The following is a 16,175-nucleotide window of genomic DNA, read 5'->3' on the forward strand; positions in this document are numbered from 1 at the left end:
GATCTTCATCTGCTACCAGCAGGACCTGGAACGGCAGTTCACCGCCGTGCAGAAACGGCTGGCCGGCGAACCACTGGTCGACTACATCACCCCGTTCGGCGGCGGCTACTTCTTCGCACTGCCCGGCATCAAGGACCGCACCGACTGGCTCGGCCGCGGCCTGCTCACCTGAGCGCGCGGCCGAGGAACCGCCCCCGGCCGGGCGCACCAAACCGACCCCCGCTGTTCACCGGGGCGTCACCACCGGGCCGTTGTCATGTCGTGGCCCACCCGGACGATCGCGTTCGACACCGTGCGCGAATCGACATCGGCACGCGTAAAGCACCACTTAGCGGAGGCTGACACAGCATGAGCACCACGGGCAGTACGAGCAGGACAAGAGGTCCGCGTCAGCGGACCGCACGCTGGGGGGCGTTCGCCGGAGCAGCGGCGCTCGTACTGCTGGGCGGCACCGCGCCCGCCTACGCCGACACCGCCCACCACGGCGGCGGTGGCGGTGGCACGGCCACCCCGATCAAGCACCTGGTGGTCCTCTTCGACGAGAACGTGTCGTTCGACCACTACTTCGGCTCGTACCCGCAGGCCGCCAACACCGACGGCACGAAGTTCACGGCGGCGAAGAACACGCCGAAGAACATCGACACGGCCGCACACGCCGGCCTGATCAAGAAGAACCCGAACCAGTACACGCCGCAGCGGCTGAGCCCGTCCCAGGCCGTCACCTGCGACCAGAACCACTCCTACGGCCCCGAGCAGTACGCCGCGAACGGCGGCAAGGCCGACCAGTACGTGCAGAACACCGACTCCGGCAAGTGCTCGGGCGGCCTGTTCTACCAGCCCGGCCTGGTGATGGACTACTACGACGGCAACACCGTCACCGGACTGTGGAACTACGCCCAGCACTACTCGCTCGGCGACAACTCCTACAGCTCCAGCTACGGCCCCTCCACGCCGGGTGCGCTCAACCTGGTCTCCGGCCAGACGCACGGCGTCATCTCGGTCGACCCGAAGTCCGGCACGGAGAACCCGAAGCAGACCGCCACGCCCGACCCGTACACCGTGGTCTCCCCGGACGCCAAGGGTGTGGGCACCGTCGCCAACGACCCCGACCCGGCCTTCGACGACTGCTCGGACAACAGCCACACCAGCGCCAACGCGCTCGGTGAGCTGACCGGCAAGAACGTCGGCGACCTGCTCAACTCGAAGAAGGTCAGCTGGGGCTGGTTCCAGGGCGGCTTCCGCCCGTCCACCGCGTGGGACGGCAAGCAGGGCGACTACGCCAGCTGCCTGGGCAACACACACGCCAACGTGGGCGGCGCGTCCTCAGTCGACTACAGCCCGCACCACTCGCCGTTCCAGTACTACAAGTCCACGTCCAACCCGCACCACCTGCCGCCGAAGAACACGGCCGAGATCGGCCACAGCGGCCAGGCGAACCACAACTACGACCTCACCGACTTCGACTCGGCGCTCAAGGCCGGCAACCTGCCCGCCGTCAGCTTCCTGAAGGCGGCCGAGTACCAGGACGGCCACGCGGCCTACTCCGACCCGATCGACGAGCAGAACTTCCTGGTCAAGGAGATCAACGCGATCCAGTCCTCGGCGGACTGGAAGGACACCGCGGTCGTGGTGGCGTACGACGACTCCGACGGCTGGTACGACCACGCGTACGCGGTGCCGCGCAACGGCTCCAAGGACACCACGGTCGGCTCCAACAACAAGGCCGCCGACAGCCCCGCCTGCCAGGCCGCCCCGGCCGCGATGCACGGCTACTCCGACCGCTGCGGCCCCGGCACCCGGCAGCCGCTGCTGGTCATCTCGCCCTACAGCAAGGTGAACTCGGTCGACCACACGCAGACCGAGCAGGCGTCGATCACGAAGTTCATCGAGGACAACTGGAAGACCGGCCGGGTCGGCGACGGGTCCTTCGACGCCCACGCGGGCAACCTCACCGGCGCGTTCGACTTCAAGCACCCGAACGACAAGCAGGTGCTGCTCAACACCGACGGCTCGGTGAAGTCGGTCAAGCAGATCAGCACGCACCCGACGGCCCCCGGGAAGCCCGGCAAGCCCGGACACGGCAGCACCGGCGGCTCGACCGGCGGTTCGACCGGCGGCGGCAACGACCCGTCCACGCAGCTCGCGCAGACCGGTGGCTCGTCCCCGGCCCTGCCGCTCGGCATCTCCGCGGGCGTCCTGGTGGTCGGCGGCGGCGCGCTGTACTACGCCCGCCGGCACCGCGCCGCGCGCCCCGTGGCCTGACCGCAACACCGCACCAAGGGCCGCCACTTGGCGCACGCCGCCCGCAACACCGCCTGACCGCGGGGCAGTCGGCACGCACCATCCAAGGGCCTGTGAGGGGCCGTCCCGGAAGTCTCCGGGGCGGCCCCTCCGCCATGCCCGCGAACGTGTCGGACCTTGAACCAACGGCCGTACGGTCACGCCGCGTTGCATTCACGAGCTGAACGCATTTCACCGCTCACGGTTACGCCCGGCGCCCCTCCGTATTCCGATACGGGCTTTGCGCACAACTCTTGACATGGATGAAACACAGGGAGAAACATTCCGGTGTGCGTCGGGAGAGCGCTCTCACTGATCAACCGGTGGGCGCCCGCCCGGAGTTCGACACCTTTGACCCCCCACCCTGGAATCAGGAGAGTCGCCCATGCTCCCTCCCCCCACCGGCACTATGGCGCTGAGACCCGCGGCACCCGCGGACCGCCGCAGACGGCGAAATATCGTGGCCGCGGTGATCACCGCCCTCGTCGCTTCGCTGCTGCTGTTCGTGCCGATGCGGTCCGCCCACGCGGCCGACACCCTGCTCTCGCAGGGCAGGACCGCGACCGCCTCCTCCACCGAGAACGCCGGCACGCCCGCCTCGGCAGCGGTCGACGGCGACACCGGCACCCGCTGGTCCAGCGCCGCGTCCGACCCGCAGTGGCTCCAGGTCGACCTCGGCGCCTCCGCCAACATCACCTCGGTGACCTTGAACTGGGAGGCGGCGTACGCCACCGCGTTCAAGATCCAGCTCTCGTCGGACGGTGCCAACTGGACCGACGCGTACTCCACCACGACCGGCGCCGGCGGCAAGCAGACGGTTTCCGTAAACGGTTCCGGGCGTTACGTCCGGATGTACGGCACTGCGCGCGCCACCGGATACGGCTACTCGCTCTGGGAGTTCCAGGTCTACGGCACCACGGGTGGCGGCGGCACCGGCCCGATCCAGGGCGGCGGCGACCTCGGCCCGAACGTGAAGGTCTTCGACCCCTCGACGCCCGACATCCAGGGCCAGTTGGACTCGATCTTCGCCCAGCAGGAGAGCAACCAGTTCGGCGACGCCCGCTACCAGGTGTTCTTCAAGCCGGGTACATACAACAACATCAACGACCAGATCGGCTTCTACACGTCCGTCTCCGGTCTCGGCAAGAACCCGGACGACGTCCAGATCAACGGCGACATGACCGTGGACGCCGGCTGGTTCAACGGCAACGCCACGCAGAACTTCTGGCGCAGCGTGGAGAACATGGCCATCAAGCCGGTCAGCGGCGACGACCGCTGGGCCGTCGCGCAGGCCGCGCCGTTCCGCCGCATCCACGTCGAGGGCGGCCTCAACCTGGCCCCCAACGGCTACGGTTGGGCCAGCGGCGGCTACATCGCCGACAGCAAGATCGACGGCACCGTCGGCCCGTACTCGCAGCAGCAGTGGTACACCCGGGACAGCTCCATCGGCGGCTGGACCAACGGCGTGTGGAACATGGTGTTCTCCGGCGTCCAGGGCGCTCCCGCCCAGGGCTTCCCGAACCCGGTCTACACGACGCTGGGCACCACCCCCGAGTCGCGGGACAAGCCGTACATGTACCTCGACGGCAGCGGCAATTACCAGGTGTTCGTGCCGAACATGCGCACCAACGCCAGCGGGGTGGACTGGCCGAACACGCCGGGCACCTCGATCCCGCTGACCCAGTTCTACGTGGCGAAGCCCGGCGTGTCCGCGGAGACCATCAACGCGGCGCTCGCCCAGGGCCTCAACCTGGTGCTCACCCCGGGCATCTACCACGTCGACCAGCCGATCAACGTCACCCGCGCCAACACGGTGGTGCTCGGCCTCGGTTACGCCACGGTCATCCCGGACAACGGCGTGGACGCGGTCAAGGTCGCCGACGTGGACGGCGTGAAGCTGGCCGGCTTCCTGATCGACGCCGGCGCCGGCAAGTCGCCGCAGCTCCTCCAGGTCGGCGCGCCCGGCTCCTCGGCGAGCCACGCGAGCAACCCGACCACCATCCAGGACGTGTTCGCGCGAGTCGGCGGCGCGGGCCCGGGCCAGGCGGGTACGGCCTTCGAGATCAACAGCAACGATGTCGTGATCGACCACACCTGGCTGTGGCGGGCCGACCACGGCGCGGGCGTCGGGTGGACCAGCAACCCGGCGGACGAGGGCCTGAAGGTCAACGGCAACAACGTGCTGGCGACCGGCCTGTTCGTTGAGCACTTCGAGAAGTACGACGTCGAGTGGGCGGGCCAGAACGGAAAGACGATCTTCTTCCAGAACGAGATCGCCTACGATCCGCCCAACCAGGCCGCCATCCAGAACGGCAACACCCGAGGTTTCGCCGCCTACAAGGTGGACAACAACGTCACCAGCCACGAGGGTTGGGGACTGGGCAGCTACTGCAACTTCACCGCGGACCCGACGATCATCCAGGACCACGGGTTCGAGGCGCCGAACACGCCAGGGGTGAAGTTCCACGACCTGCTCGTGGTGTCGCTCGGCGGGATGGGCCAGTACGCGCACGTCATCAACGACACCGGTCCGGGTACCTCGGGTACCTCGACCACCCCGTCGACGGTGACCAGTTACCCGTAACCGCACCCGCGGTGGGGCAAGGCGCCCGTAGTACACGGTGAACAGTGCGGGAAGGGGCCGTCGCCCGGCATCGGGCGGCGGTCCCTTCCCCTGTCCCAGGACGTCCGGGGTCGTGATCGGCAACGAGGCCCCCGTGCTCGCCGCGGGAGTACCGGGGCCTTTCCTGTCCCGCAACCGGCGGGCGGGGGCACCCCGGTGGGTCAGGCGCCCCCGGGACGGTTCAGTGGGCGTGGGGGCCCGCGGGCATCGCGTGGCGGCCGCCGGGGACGAGCAGGATCGCGGCGGGCGCGGCCACGGCCGCCGCGACGGCCAGGACCGTGAACGCGTCGCCGAACCCTCCGGGCGCACCGTGTTCGATGCCGGCCGCGGCAACCGTGGAGACGACGGCGACGCCGATGGAGCCGCCGACTTCGTGGAAGGTGTTGACGACGCCGGAGGCGAGCCCTGACTCGTCGGGCCGGACCAGGGCGAGCGCGGTGCCGATCGCGGTCACGAAGACCGCGCCGACGCCGAACGCGGCGACCGCCATCGCGGGTGCGACCACCGGCCAGACCGCGGTGCCCGTACCGAGGCGGGCGAGCGGCGCGGTGCCGCACGCGGCCACCGCCATGCCCACGGCGGCGACCGGCCGGGCGCCGAGCACGCCGACCAGGCGCCCCGCGAGGTGGGCGCCGACGCCGGTGGCGAGGGCGGCCGGGAGGAAGACCAGCCCCGTGCCGATCGGGCTGTACCCGCGCAACTGCTGGAGGTAGACCGAGCCGAGGAAGAACGTCGAGATGAGCAACGCGGTCGCGACGAGCATCAGGAACGCGCCGGCCAGCACCGGCCGCCGGGCGAGCATCGTCACGTCCATCAGCGGCGCCCGGGAGCCGCGTTCGACGAGCGCGAAGGTCGCGTAGAGCAGGGCGGACAGCGCGAGCGGGAGCAGGGTGCGCGCGCTGCCCCAGCCCGCGTCCCCCGCCTTGACCAGGCCGTAGACGAGCGCGCCGGTGCCGGCGGTGGCGAGCACCGCGCCGGGCAGGTCGAGCCGGGTCGGGCGGCGCGCGCCGGAGGTGTCCCCAGGGGCGGCAACTCCGGGAGACGGCACGACGAAGGGCAGGGCGGCCAGTACGGCGAGCCCGACCGGCACGTTGACGAAGAAGATCCAGCTCCAGCCGGGCCCACTGGTCAGCGCGCCGCCGAGCAGCACGCCCGCGGCCGCCCCGGCGCCGCCGATGCCCGCCCAGACGCCGAGCGCGCGGTGCCGTTCCGGGCCGTGGAAGGCGGTGGTGACCAGTGACAGCGCGGCCGGGGACAGCAGTGCGGCGCCGGCGCCCTGCGCCATCCGCGCGGCGAGCAGCGTGTCGGCGGTCCCGGCGAGCCCGGCGGTCAGGGACGCGGCGGTGAACACGACCAGGCCGGCGACGAAGGTACGGCGGGCGCCGAGCGCGTCGGCGAGCCGCCCACCGAGCAGCATCAGCCCGGCGAAGGACATCGTGTACGAGGTGAGCACCCACGTCAGGGTGGTCCGGTCCAGGTGCAGCGCGATGGAGATGTCGTGCAGCGCGACGTTCACCACCGTCACGTCGAGGATCAGCATGAACTGGGCGAGGCAGAGCAGCCCGAGCGCGACCCACCGGCGTGGGTCGGGAGGCGGCAACTGGTCGGGAGAAGGGGCGGCGGGCTCGGTGGACCGAGCTCCTACGGTCGGGTGGGTCATGGCCGGTCACGGTCCTCGCAGTCGATGAACTGTACTGAACCGCACAGTACAGATATGCGCTCATGAACTCAACAGTTCAGTTCAGTTGCGGGGCTAGACTGTTCGGTTATGAGCGAGAGGCGAACCGTGCAGCAGGGTGACAAGCAGCCGCCGGCCGGCCCGCGGGCCGAGCGCAAGCGCGCGGCGATCCTCCGCGCCGCCCTCGGCCTCTTCCTGAGCGAGGGCTTCGACGCGAGCGTGGACCAGATCGCGGCCGAGGCGGGCGTGTCGAAGGTGACCGTCTACAACCACTTCGGCAGCAAGCAGGCGCTGTTCGTCGCGGTGATCAAGGACGCCACCGACGCACCGCTGGGCGACACCCTGGTCAGCGCGGTGGACGGGCTGTCCGACCACGACGACCTGCGTGCCGCCCTCACCGCGGCGGCCCGCGCCTGGGTCGCGGAGATCCGCTCGAACCCGGACGTGCTGGCGATCCGCAACCTCGTCGCCCGCGAGGCACACCGCTTCCCCGAACTCGACGCGGCCTGGCAGGAGGTCGGCGGCCCGGGGGTGCACCACCCCGCCGCGGGCGCCGCGCTGGCGAAGCTCGCCGCCGCCGGCCGCCTCGACATCCCCGACCTCGAAGTGGCCATCCTCCAGCTCTACTCGCTGCTGGTCTTCCCGCACCTGGTCTTCAACGCCTACGGCACCGGCATCGACGACGGCCTCGCCGACCGGCTGGTCACCGACGGCGTGGACATGTTCCTGTCCCGGTACGAGCCGAAGTAGCGCCGCGCGCAAGGGGGTTCGGACCGGAGCACCCGAACCAGCGGGTCATCGGGCGGGCTTGCGCGCCTCGATCAGGAAACGGGACGAGTGCGCCACGAACGACCCCTCGGCGAGGATGAGTTCGTGCAGGTCGCGCAGCCGGTCGCGGTACCGCTCGACGGTGAAGTCGGGCACCATCCAGATCACCTTGCGCAGGAAGTACACCATCGCGCCGACATCGTGGAACTCCATCCGCAGCCGTTCGTACCGCAGGTCGAGCACCTCAAGCCCGGCCTCGGTGGCGGCCGCCCTCGCCACGTCGGGGTGGCGCGGTCCGCCGTCGGTGTCGGGCTGCGGGCCGAGGAAGTACTCGTACACCTCCACGGCGCTGGCCGGGCCGACCTGCTGGGAGAAGTACGTGCCGCCCGGCCGCAGCACCCGGGCGATCTCCTGCCACCACGCCGTGACCGGGTGGCGGCTGGTGACCAGGTCGAACGCCTCGTCAGCGAACGGCAGCGGCGGCTCGTCCTCGTCGGCGACCACGACCGCGCCGCGCGGGTGCAGCAGCGCGGTGGCCTTCGCGACGTTCGGCGGCCAGGACTCGGTGGCGGCCATCAGCGGCGGGAAGACCGGCGCACCGGCCAGCACTTCGCCGCCACCGGTCTGGATGTCCAGCGCGGCCGAGGCCCGGCCCAGCCGCTCCGCCATCAGCCGCTGGTACCCCCACGAGGGACGCTGCTCGCTCGCCCGCCCGTCCAGCCAGGAGAAGTCCCAGCCGGCCACGGACACGGCGTCGGCCTCGGCCACCAGGTCGTCGAATGTACGGTCCATCCGCTCACCCTCGCGGGACGGGCCGAACCCGGCAACCGGTTTTGCCCGCACCCCGGCCCGGGCCGGCGGGATCACGCCGGCGCCGGCGGGTTCAGCGTCAGATAGCAGCGGATCGCGGTGCCGGCCGTGCCGGTGTGGGTGCGGACGAGGTCGGCGAGCTGATGGACCATCAGCAGACCGCGCCCGCCGGGCCGTCCGGACGGCGGCAAGCGGCTGCCGGCCAGCGGGTCGACGAGCCGGCCGCCGTCGCGGACCTCGCAGGCGACGTGCCCGTGCTCGGACCACACCCGCACCACCCCCGAACCACCGCCGTGCAGCACGCTGTTGGTGGTCAGCTCGGCGACGGCCAGCGCCCGGTCGTCCAGCCGCGGACCGGCCAGCCCCAGGGCGTCGGCCGCGTGAACGGCGAACTGCCGTGCGGCACGCAGCCGTTCGTCGTCGAAGGTGTACGACGCGGCGAACCGGGGCTCCGCCAGCGGCACGTTGTAGGAGGCGACCGCCAACTCCGGGGCGTAGTGCGCACTGATTCGGCGCCGCCCGCCCTCGATCAGCACCGGGTGGGTGACGCACGCGTCGCCGAGGGCCTGCGGGCCGAGCCGCGTCGCGTCGTACAGGCACAGGATCGTCGCGCGGCGACCGTCGAACGCGGCGTTGACCAGGGCCTCGTGCTGGACGCAGGCCGGGTACTCCAGCGGGGTGCGGCCGGGCCAGACCGGCTCGGCCACGATCCGGACCCGGCCGACCGGCTGCGCGTCGGCGAACGCGGCGAGCACGCCCGGGATGATCCGGCCGGGGTTGCGGCCCGCTCTGGTCATGTCGGTGAAGTGCACGCCGTCGGCGAGCGGTCCCAGCGCGTTGTGCAGCAGCGCCAGTTGCTCCCCGGGGACCGCGACCGCGACGGGCTCGCCGGCGGCCAGGCCGTCCCGTACGAAGGCGAGGGTGCTGTCGAGGTATTCGGCGTCGTCACGGTAGAAGAAGGCAGGGTGCGAGAAGGCGCTGGCGGCGGGCTCCACGTCCTCCGGCCCCCTTTCGGACACCTGTACCGGTCTCGCCAGTATGCGCCCCGAAAAGATGACCTTGTCGGGGGGCTGCCCTTTGGCGCCTCCGTACGGCCCGGGACCGGTCCGCAGCGGTGTCCCGGGCCCCGCGCCGAGCCCCGTGCCGGGTCCGGACGCGGGCGGTGCGGGGGCCGCGGTGCGAACGTCGCCCGTACCGATGCCCGCCGTCGCGCCGCCCGCGGAAGGGCCATCCGCAGCCGTACTGCCCGCCGTCGCGCCGCCGCCTTCCGTGCCACCCACCGCCGTACCGCTCATCGCCGTACCCCGTCCGCCGTGGCGCCACAAGGCCGCGCCGTGCCGTTGTCAGCCGTGGTTGATCGCCTCGAAGGCCGCGGACAGCGTTTCGCTCTCGTCGAACGGCACCGCGCGCTCCAGCGCCGGCACGAGGTCGCGCCGCTCGTGGAAGAGGTACTGGTACATCTGGGTGAGGGCGCCGTCGATCGTCAGGTGCCGGGTCTCCTCGGGGTGCCGGCCGGTGAGCGCGCGGTCGAGGATGCCCTGGATCAGCTCGCCCTCCTGCCGGTCCCGCGCCACGACCCGGGCCGCCTCGCCGTGCCGTTCCAGCACCTTGCGGACGGTGGCCTCCTTGGCCGCGCAGTGCCGGGCGAAGGTGTCGGCGAGCGGCCGCACCTCCTCCGGGGTGTCCTCGCCCCGCATCCGCAGGTCCTCCACCATCGCCAGCAGCAGCCCGCCGGACGTCACCAGGCTGGCCGCGAGCCCGGTGGGCACCTCGTGGCCGTCGTGCCCCGCACCGCCGCCGGAGTGCCGGTGCCCCCAGCTCCACCGGCCGTGGCCGACCCCACCATCGGCGTCCGCCACCCGCTCGGACCCGACCGCGCCGCCACCGGCAGCCGCGTCCGTACCCGGGTCCGGAACCACGCTCGCGCCGCCCGGACCCGCCCGGTCCGGCACCGGCGCGCCCGTGCCCGGACGGTCGGGCATCTCCTCGCGCTCGCTCGCTTCGCTCATGCCACCGGCTCCTTGTCTGCGCTCGTGGGGGCCTCGGGGTCTGCCCGATCCCGGCGGCCGTCCGCGCCATGCGTCGTGAGTTCCTCCAGGTCCTACGGTGCTACGGTCCGGCCGTCCGCGCCCCTCACCAGCCGCCGCCGGAGCGGGGTCGGCTCACCGGCCGCCGCCCGCGCCCGCACCGCCACCGCCGGCCCCTTGTCCGTAGCCGTCCTCCTCGTCGCGCAGGTCGGCATCCGCCACCAGGTGCACCGCGGCCTCTTCCGCCGACGCGGCGCCGCCGTCGATGCCGACGTCCGCGCCGGTCACACCGTCCACGTCCTGCCGGGAGTGCGTGCCCTCGTCCGGGCCGACCAGACGGCCGGAGCGCAGGTCGCCCGCCTCCGGGTCGAGCAGTTCGCCGTCGGTGTCCGAGGTGTCGCCGAGACCGTCGCCGCTCGGCGGCTGCCGGTCCGGGCGCTCACGGGCGAGCCGGGCGTCCAGCGACTCGCCGGCGCGCTGCTCGCCGCCGGTGGTGCCGGTGTCCTCCACGACCAGCGGGCGCTCGGGCGGCGAGTAGCCCTCGTCCAGGACATCGATCACGCCGCGGTCGTCGAGCGTGTCCTCGGGGTCGAGCAGCCCGGTGTCCTCGCGGACGTCACGGTCGCCGCCCTTGTCGGGCTGGTACACGTCGTCGCCGCGGCCGAGGTTGTCTGCTCCGGCCTGCTGCTGTGGCTGCTGAGTCATGTGCGTGCGCTCATCTCGTCGAGAACCACGTCGTTGAAGGCGTCCAGGTCGGCGGGCATCCGGCTGGTGATCAGGGTGTTCGGGCCGTCGGTGCAGACCCGGACCTGCTCGTCCACCCAGGTGGCACCCGCGTTGCGCAGGTCGGTGCGCAGGCTGGGCCAGGAGGTGACCGTGCGGCCGCGCACCGCGTCGGCCTCCACCAGCTGCCACGGTCCGTGGCAGATCGCCGCGACCGGCTTGCCGGCGGCGAAGAAGGCCCGGACGAAGTCCACGGCGCCCTGGTACAGCCGCAGCGCGTCGGAGTTCGGCACGCCGCCGGGCAGCACCAGCAGGTCGAAATCGGCCGCGGAAGCCTCGTCGAGGGTCACGTCGACCGGGAAGGCGTCGCCCGGTTCGAGGTAGTTGTACGCCCGCACGGACCCGGGCAGCGGCGCGACCACCTGGGGGTTGCCGCCGGCCGCGGCGAGCGCCTGCATCGGCGAGGTCAGCTCGCTCTGCTCCACGCCCACCGGCGCCACGAGGATCGCGCTCCGCACGTCCATCACGTCCTCTCGTGTTCCGGGGTGGCCGCAGCCGCGTCGCTACGGACGCTCACCTACCCCTTCACCTCGTGCAGAAACGGGCATTTCACCCACGTTCAACCATCCCTCCCGGGCCCCCGCGCCGCCAACCCGCGGGCAGCCGCACCGGGCGGATGCGGTCCGCGCCACCGGGCCCGTCCTGGTCGATCCCGGACCTCGCGCCGGGCGGGCGGCCGGTCGCGGGCAGCGTCTACCGGACTCCGTGGGGGCGGAACTGGACGCTGATCCGCCCGCCCACCGCGGAGCGGGTCTTGGGGATCGCGTGGTCCCATGTCCGCTGGCAGGACCCGCCCATGACGATGAGGTCACCGTGGCCGAGGGGGCGGCGGACCGTGGCGGGGCCGCCGCCGCGCGGGCGCAGCAGGAGCGGACGGGGCTCGCCGAGGGAGAGGATCGCGACGAGCGTGTCCCGGGTGCTCCCGCGCCCCGTACGGTCGCCGTGCCAGGCGACGCTGTCCCGCCCGTCGCGGTAGCAGCAGAGCCCGGCCGTGGTGAACGGCTCGCCGAGTTCCGCGGCGTAGTGCTCGCCGAGCGCGTCGCGGGCCCGCTCGAGAACGGGGTCGGGCAGCGGCTCGCCGGCGCCGTAGTGGGCCAGCAGCCGGGGGACGGTCACCACGTTGTCGTACATGAGGCGCCGCTCGGCCCGCCAGGGCACCTCCGCGGCGAGGCGCTCGAACAGGTCGTCCGCGCCGGTGAGCCAGCCGGGGAGGGTGTCGATCCAGGCGCCGGCACCGAGGTGGGTACGGCGGGCTGCGGCGAGGTCGCCGAGGCCGGGCGCGCCGGTGTCGAAGATGGACGCCTGCTGATGGTGCATACCCTCAAGCGTAGCCGATATTCGTACGCCCATTCGAATATCGGGTGCGGGAGCGCGTGGCGCCCGGTCGGCGCACGATGGGGGCATGCTCTTCGCCGAGGTCGCCCGGGTCTCCAGGGAGATCGCGCGGACATCCGCGCGGTCCCGCAAGACAGAGCTGCTCGCCGAGTTCTTCCGCGCCGCGCTGCCGGAGGACGCCCCGATCGCCATCGCCTACCTGGCCGGCCGCCTGCCGCAGGGCCGGCTGGGCATCGGCTGGACGGCACTGCGCGACCGCGCGGAACCGGCCGCCGAGCCGACGCTGACGGTGCGTGCGGTCGACGCGGCGCTGACCGACGTCGGCGAGGTGTCGGGCCAGGGCGCGCAGACCGCGCGGCGGGCGCTGCTCCAGGACCTGTTCGGCGCGGCGACGGCCCCGGAGCAGGAGTATCTGCTGGGGCTGCTCACCGGGGAGGTACGGCAGGGCGCGCTGGACGCGGCGGCGATCGAGGGGCTTGCGGCGGCGACGGCCGCACGGCCGGCGGACGTACGGCGGGCGGTGATGCTCGCGGGGGCGCTGGAGCCGGTGGCGCAGGCGCTGCTGGACCGCGGCCCGCAGGCGCTGGCCACCTTCGCGTTGAAGGTGGGGCGGCCGCTGCTGCCGATGCTGGCCGCCACGGCGAAGAGCGTCGAGGAGGCGCTGGTACGGCTCGGGCCGTGCGCGGTGGAGGAGAAACTGGACGGCATCCGGGTCCAGGTGCACCGCGACGGCGGCCGGGTGCAGGTCTTCACCCGCACCCTGGAGGAGGTCACCGTACGGCTCCCGGAGGTCGTGGCGGTCGCCGCCGCGCTGCCCGCCGAACGGTTCGTGCTCGACGGCGAGGTGCTGGCGCTGGACGCCGACGGGCGGCCCCGGCCGTTCCAGGAGACCGCGAGCCGGGTCGGCTCCCGGGTGGACGTGGCGACGGCCGCCGCCGCGCAGCCGGTGCACCCGGTCTTCTTCGACGTGCTGTCCGTCGACGGCCGCGACCTGCTCGACCTGCCGTACGCGGAGCGGCGCGCGTCGCTGGCCACGCTGGTCCCGGCCGAGCACCGGGTGCGGAACCTGCTGGTCCCCGACCCGGGCGACGAGCAACAGGTGCGGGCTGCCGAGGAGTTCTTCGCGCAGACGCTGGCGCGCGGCCACGAGGGCGTCGTCGTCAAGGGCGCGGGCAGTCCGTACGCCGCGGGGCGACGGGGCGCGACCTGGCTGAAGGTCAAACCGGTGCACACCCTGGACCTGGTGGTCCTCGCCGTCGAGTGGGGCCACGGCCGCCGCACCGGCAAGCTCTCCAACCTGCATCTGGGCGCGCGGGCCGACGACGGCTCCTTCGTGATGCTCGGCAAGACCTTCAAGGGCCTCACCGACGCCCTGCTGGACTGGCAGACCGAGCAACTGCTGGCCCGCAAGGTCTCCGACGACGGCCACGTGGTGACCGTACGGCCCGAGCTCGTGGTGGAGATCGCCTACGACGGGGTGCAGACCTCGCCGCGCTACCCGGCGGGCCTGACGCTGCGCTTCGCCCGGGTGCTGCGCTACCGCGAGGACAAGACCCCCGACCAGGCCGACACCGTGGCCACGGTCCGCGCCGCGCACTCAGGCGGTTAGGTGGTCACGAGACGTGCTGGTTGCCGTGCGCCTGCCCGGGTACCCGAAGACGACGCACCCGATGAGAGGTGAACGGACCATGGCCCGCGCCACTCAGCGCGCCACGATGCGCGCGCTCCTCGACCACTACGGCCGTACGTACGCCGACGAGGCGGGCATCCGTCTCGCCGACGCCCCGCAGCCGCTCTACCGGCTGCTCGTGCTGGCCTGCCTGCTCAGTGCCCGCATCCGGGCCGGCGTCGCCGTGGCCACGGCGAGGGAGCTGTCGGCGGCGGGCCTGCGCAGCCCGCGCGCGATGGCGGAGGCGACCTGGCAGCAGCGCGTCGACGCGCTCGGCCGCGGCGGCTACCGGCGCTACGACGAACGGACCGCCACCCAGCTCGGCGACGGCGCGGAGCTGGCGCGGGCGCAGTACGGCGGCGACCTGCGACAGATGCGCGCCCGCGCGAACGGCGATGTCGGCGAAGTTCGCCGCGAGCTGCGGGAGTTCCCGGGTCTGGGCCCCGCCGGCACGGACATCTTCCTGCGCGAGGCGCAGGCCGTCTGGCCCGAGCTGGCGCCCTATCTCGACGCCAAGACGCTCCAGGGCGCGCGGCTCCTCGGCCTGCCCGGCTCCCCCGCCCGCCTGGCGCGGCTCGCCGACGGCGCCGACCCGGCCGTGCTGGCCGCCGCCCTGGTCCGGGTCGCGCTCGACAAGAACGCCGTGGCCACCGTCGAGGAGGCGGTCGCCGGGCGCTGACGGGCACAGCCCGACGAGCGGGCCCGGGTCCGTACGATGCCGGGTCCGCTCTACCGCGGGAGTACGGCTGCTGCTCGGCGGTACCGGCGGCGACGGCCGTAACAGCAGCGGCAACGGGGATGCGCCACTCGGCTTCGAAGCGGGCCCGGGTCCGTACGATGCGCCGGGTCCGTACGATGCCGGGTCCGTCGGTCACGGTCGCGGCGTGCGCCGCGGCCGAACGGCTACTGGTTCTCCAGCCGCAGCCTGGCCTCCTGCTCCTGGTCGCCCGCGGCGGTGCCGACGACGCGGACCGCGAACGCCTCCGCGAGGCCCTCCCGGAGCCGGTCCACCGCGAGGTAGCCGCCCTGGGCGGTGATGGTGACGGGCTCGGACAGCCGGCCCGGGCCGGCCAGGCCCAGGGTGCGCGAGACGTCGAACGTGGCCGTCCACACCGTGGGGTGGCCGCCCTCCGCGTCCGCGGGTTTGTCGTCCTCGGCGCGGTCGGACGGGAAACTCTGCTGGAGCGCGGCGAAGACGGCGAGCGCGTCCTCCTTCGCGCAGCTGTCCATGACGACCGCGACCTGCGCTGACGGGTCGGTGGGTTGTTCTTGCGCGGTACTCACGGTGATGTCCTCTCGGGTGGACCGGCGGGCGGGCGGTCCGCGGGCGCGGCGGGCCATGGTCAGCGCATTTCCGCTGTACGCCGGACAAAACCCCCTACTGGGCCGAACAGGCGCGGGCCTTCCGGGTGGTTCCGCGCGCCCCGGTCTGCGGCACAATCGGGGGATGCCGCGACGCACCGCCCGTACCTCCCGCCCGCCACGTGCCGACCGCCCCGCTTCCGCCGCCGCACTCGCGCCGGCCGCCGCCTGCCCCTGCGGGCTGCCCGCCGCCTACGGCGAGTGCTGCGGCGCCCTGCACACGGGGAAGGCGGCCGCACCCACCGCCGAACGGCTGATGCGGTCGCGCTACGCCGCCTTCGCGGTAGGCGACGCCGCGTACCTGCTGCGCACCTGGGCCGCCGCCACCAGACCGCCGGGCGTGGACCTCGACCCGGTGATGCGCTGGACCGGCCTGGACATCCTCGGCGCCACCGGGGGCAGCGCCTTCCACGCCGAGGGCACCGTCGAGTTCCGGGCCCGCTACCGGCTGCACGGGCAGGACGGCGAGCAGCGGGAGAACAGCCGCTTCGTCCGCGAGGGCGGGCTGTGGGTCTACGTGGAGGCGCTGGCATGACCGAAGTGTCCGGGCTCGATCCCGTGGTGCGTGCCGCGGTGGCGCGCCACGTACTGGAGGTGCTGGCCGAGGCGTGCCCCGGCGCCCGGGCGGACCTGCGCGGGTCCCTCGCGGCGGGCACGGCCGACCCGTACAGCGACATCGACGCCATCTGGACGGTGCCGGACGACCGGTTCGGCACTTGCGTGGACCGGGCGGGCGACCTGCTCGCCCGGGTGCGTCCGCTGATGTCGCTGCGCGGCGACCCGGACAGCGCCGACACTCCTGGGCGGCGGCTGCTCTTCGTGGCCTTCGAGGGGCTGCCG

Annotated in this window: 15 protein-coding genes and 1 pseudogene; 8 read left to right on the forward strand and 8 right to left on the reverse strand. The window is 73.0% G+C overall.

The window, feature by feature from the left end; all coding sequences use genetic code 11:
- From AC13HU_RS12685 to AC13HU_RS12695, 3 genes and pseudogenes are all read left to right on the forward strand, one after another.
- Positions 1–172: pseudogene (locus tag AC13HU_RS12685) on the forward strand (deferrochelatase/peroxidase EfeB); the annotation flags it as partial.
- A gap of 176 nt (positions 173–348) precedes the next feature.
- A complete protein-coding gene (locus AC13HU_RS12690) occupies positions 349–2,262 on the forward strand; it encodes an alkaline phosphatase family protein (RefSeq protein WP_483041925.1) in 1,914 nt (637 codons plus the stop codon).
- A 427-nt stretch (positions 2,263–2,689) separates the two neighbouring features.
- The gene (locus AC13HU_RS12695) at positions 2,690–4,864 is read left to right on the forward strand and encodes a discoidin domain-containing protein (RefSeq protein WP_483041938.1); all 2,175 of its coding nucleotides are present in this window, start codon (positions 2,690–2,692) and stop codon (positions 4,862–4,864) included.
- A 220-nt stretch (positions 4,865–5,084) separates the two neighbouring features.
- On the opposite strand, the gene AC13HU_RS12700 is transcribed toward AC13HU_RS12695, so the two are convergent.
- Entirely contained in the window at positions 5,085–6,563 is a 1,479-nt protein-coding gene (locus tag AC13HU_RS12700; protein WP_483041926.1) for an MFS transporter, read from the reverse strand.
- A gap of 108 nt (positions 6,564–6,671) precedes the next feature.
- Here AC13HU_RS12700 and AC13HU_RS12705 point away from each other — a divergent pair, with 108 nt between their 5' ends.
- Entirely contained in the window at positions 6,672–7,331 is a 660-nt protein-coding gene (locus AC13HU_RS12705) for a TetR/AcrR family transcriptional regulator (RefSeq protein WP_483041927.1), read from the forward strand.
- 45 nt (positions 7,332–7,376) lie between these two features.
- Here the strand turns inward: AC13HU_RS12705 and AC13HU_RS12710 are convergent, their stop codons facing one another.
- The 6 genes from AC13HU_RS12710 to AC13HU_RS12735 all read right to left on the reverse strand — a co-directional run bounded on the left by AC13HU_RS12710 (position 7,377) and on the right by AC13HU_RS12735 (position 12,286).
- Positions 7,377–8,141: a class I SAM-dependent methyltransferase gene (locus AC13HU_RS12710; RefSeq protein ID WP_483041928.1), complete on the reverse strand. Its 765-nt coding sequence runs from the start codon at positions 8,139–8,141 to the stop codon at positions 7,377–7,379.
- Positions 8,142–8,212: 71 nt separating this feature from the next.
- Positions 8,213–9,154: an anti-sigma factor RsbA family regulatory protein gene (locus AC13HU_RS12715; protein ID WP_483041929.1), complete on the reverse strand. Its 942-nt coding sequence runs from the start codon at positions 9,152–9,154 to the stop codon at positions 8,213–8,215.
- A gap of 348 nt (positions 9,155–9,502) precedes the next feature.
- A complete protein-coding gene (locus AC13HU_RS12720) occupies positions 9,503–10,168 on the reverse strand; it encodes a hypothetical protein (protein ID WP_483041930.1) in 666 nt (221 codons plus the stop codon).
- A gap of 153 nt (positions 10,169–10,321) precedes the next feature.
- Positions 10,322–10,891 (reverse strand): DUF5709 domain-containing protein, encoded by a 570-nt coding sequence (locus AC13HU_RS12725; RefSeq protein WP_483041931.1) that lies wholly within the window; start codon positions 10,889–10,891, stop codon positions 10,322–10,324.
- The gene (locus tag AC13HU_RS12730) at positions 10,888–11,427 is read right to left on the reverse strand and encodes a type 1 glutamine amidotransferase domain-containing protein (protein WP_483041939.1); all 540 of its coding nucleotides are present in this window, start codon (positions 11,425–11,427) and stop codon (positions 10,888–10,890) included. The genes AC13HU_RS12725 and AC13HU_RS12730 overlap by 4 nt, the downstream gene beginning before the upstream one ends.
- Before the next feature lie 235 nt (positions 11,428–11,662).
- A complete protein-coding gene (locus AC13HU_RS12735; protein WP_483041932.1) occupies positions 11,663–12,286 on the reverse strand; it encodes an alpha-ketoglutarate-dependent dioxygenase AlkB in 624 nt (207 codons plus the stop codon).
- 85 nt (positions 12,287–12,371) lie between these two features.
- Between AC13HU_RS12735 and AC13HU_RS12740 the strand changes: the two genes are divergently transcribed.
- Positions 12,372–13,913 carry an ATP-dependent DNA ligase gene (locus AC13HU_RS12740; RefSeq protein ID WP_483041933.1) on the forward strand — a complete coding sequence of 514 codons (1,542 nt, stop codon included), beginning with the start codon at positions 12,372–12,374 and terminating at the stop codon, positions 13,911–13,913.
- A gap of 79 nt (positions 13,914–13,992) precedes the next feature.
- Positions 13,993–14,652, forward strand: a complete 660-nt coding sequence (locus tag AC13HU_RS12745; RefSeq protein ID WP_483041934.1) for an HhH-GDP family DNA glycosylase — start codon at positions 13,993–13,995, stop codon at positions 14,650–14,652.
- A gap of 224 nt (positions 14,653–14,876) precedes the next feature.
- Here the strand turns inward: AC13HU_RS12745 and AC13HU_RS12750 are convergent, their stop codons facing one another.
- Entirely contained in the window at positions 14,877–15,257 is a 381-nt protein-coding gene (locus AC13HU_RS12750; RefSeq protein WP_483041935.1) for a hypothetical protein, read from the reverse strand.
- A gap of 163 nt (positions 15,258–15,420) precedes the next feature.
- On the opposite strand from AC13HU_RS12750, the gene AC13HU_RS12755 reads away from it, so the two are divergent.
- Positions 15,421–15,870: a YchJ family protein gene (locus AC13HU_RS12755; protein ID WP_483041936.1), complete on the forward strand. Its 450-nt coding sequence runs from the start codon at positions 15,421–15,423 to the stop codon at positions 15,868–15,870.
- Positions 15,867–16,175: nucleotidyltransferase domain-containing protein (locus AC13HU_RS12760; protein ID WP_483041937.1), on the forward strand; the 309-nt coding region annotated here is incomplete at its 3' end. The genes AC13HU_RS12755 and AC13HU_RS12760, both read left to right, overlap by 4 nt.

Source organism: Streptomyces sp. NH27, from assembly GCF_056859195.1.